At 47.8% G+C, this 1,241-nt stretch carries 11 tRNA genes; all 11 read right to left on the reverse strand.

Annotated elements, in window-relative coordinates:
• Window positions 1–70 precede the first annotated feature (70 nt).
• Window positions 71–147: transfer RNA gene (locus tag ACJ2A9_RS23520), tRNA-Ile, on the reverse strand.
• Between the two features lie 3 nt (window positions 148–150).
• Window positions 151–224: transfer RNA gene (locus ACJ2A9_RS23525), tRNA-Gly, on the reverse strand.
• 13 nt (window positions 225–237) lie between these two features.
• Window positions 238–314 (reverse strand) — tRNA-Pro (locus ACJ2A9_RS23530).
• A gap of 3 nt (window positions 315–317) precedes the next feature.
• Window positions 318–394: transfer RNA gene (locus ACJ2A9_RS23535), tRNA-Arg, on the reverse strand.
• Between the two features lie 48 nt (window positions 395–442).
• A tRNA-Leu gene (locus ACJ2A9_RS23540) sits at window positions 443–525 on the reverse strand.
• Window positions 526–550: 25 nt separating this feature from the next.
• Window positions 551–634: transfer RNA gene (locus ACJ2A9_RS23545), tRNA-Leu, on the reverse strand.
• Between the two features lie 33 nt (window positions 635–667).
• Window positions 668–742: transfer RNA gene (locus ACJ2A9_RS23550), tRNA-Gln, on the reverse strand.
• A gap of 20 nt (window positions 743–762) precedes the next feature.
• Window positions 763–838 (reverse strand) — tRNA-Asp (locus ACJ2A9_RS23555).
• A 21-nt stretch (window positions 839–859) separates the two neighbouring features.
• Window positions 860–935: transfer RNA gene (locus tag ACJ2A9_RS23560), tRNA-Val, on the reverse strand.
• Between the two features lie 119 nt (window positions 936–1,054).
• Window positions 1,055–1,129 (reverse strand) — tRNA-Glu (locus ACJ2A9_RS23565).
• An 8-nt stretch (window positions 1,130–1,137) separates the two neighbouring features.
• Window positions 1,138–1,228: transfer RNA gene (locus tag ACJ2A9_RS23570), tRNA-Ser, on the reverse strand.
• Window positions 1,229–1,241: the final 13 nt, after the last annotated feature.

Consider the following 1,241-nt stretch of genomic DNA (forward strand, 5'->3'; position numbering starts at 1 on the left):
TTGTCTTTAGCGACTTTTATTATTTTACATAATTAAATTTAGCTTGTCAACAACTTTTTTTTAAAAAATATGGTGGGCCCAAGTGGACTCGAACCACCGACCTCACGCTTATCAGGCGTGCGCTCTAACCAGCTGAGCTATAGGCCCCTATGGAGCGGGTGATGAGAATCGAACTCACGACCAGAGCTTGGAAGGCTCTTGTTTTACCACTAAACTACACCCGCAAATTAAGTTAAATGGTCGGGAAGACAGGATTTGAACCTGCGACCCCCTGGTCCCAAACCAGGTGCTCTACCAAGCTGAGCCACTTCCCGACATGGCGCGCCCTGAGAGATTCGAACTCCCGACCTTTTGATTCGTAGTCAAACACTCTATCCAGCTGAGCTAAGGGCGCAGATGCTTATGATTATACTTGTCAGTTTATTTTCAAAAGAAAGATCGATGCGGTCGAGAGGACTCGAACCTCCACGGGGTTGCCCCCACTAGCCCCTCAAGCTAGCGCGTCTGCCATTCCGCCACGACCGCATAAAAAGTATCTGAAAATAAAAAATGGTGCGGGTGAAGGGACTCGAACCCCCACGTCAAAGACACTAGATCCTAAGTCTAGCGCGTCTGCCAATTCCGCCACACCCGCATTTTCTATTTGTTATCAATATAGTAATAAAAATGGCTGGGCTAGCAGGATTCGAACCTACGCATGACGGAGTCAAAGTCCGTTGCCTTACCGCTTGGCTATAGCCCAACAATGAATAAAGTAACAAATGGCGGACCCGACCGGGATCGAACCGGCGATCTCCTGCGTGACAGGCAGGCATGTTAACCGCTACACCACGGGTCCACATTTATACTATATATTAAATGGTGGAGGATGACGGGATCGAACCGCCGACCCCCTGCTTGTAAGGCAGGTGCTCTCCCAGCTGAGCTAATCCTCCATATAAATGTAAAATTTATAATGTAAAATGTAAAATTACTTCGTGATTATCCGACGAAGACTCCATTGAAAAACTTTCAACATTTTAAATTATACATTTTCAATTTTAAATTAATGAATTGGTGACCCGTACGGGATTCGAACCCGTGTTACCGCCGTGAAAGGGCGGTGTCTTAACCGCTTGACCAACGGGCCAGTTAAACTGGCGGAGAAGGAGGGATTTGAACCCTCGCGCCGCGTAAACGACCTACACCCTTAGCAGGGGCGCCCCTTCAGCCACTTGGGTACTTCTCCATTTGGCTCCACA

The sequence above is a fragment of the Anaerobacillus sp. MEB173 genome (genome assembly GCF_052119505.1).
Taxonomy (GTDB): Bacteria; Bacillota; Bacilli; order Bacillales; family JBJMAU01; genus JBJMAU01.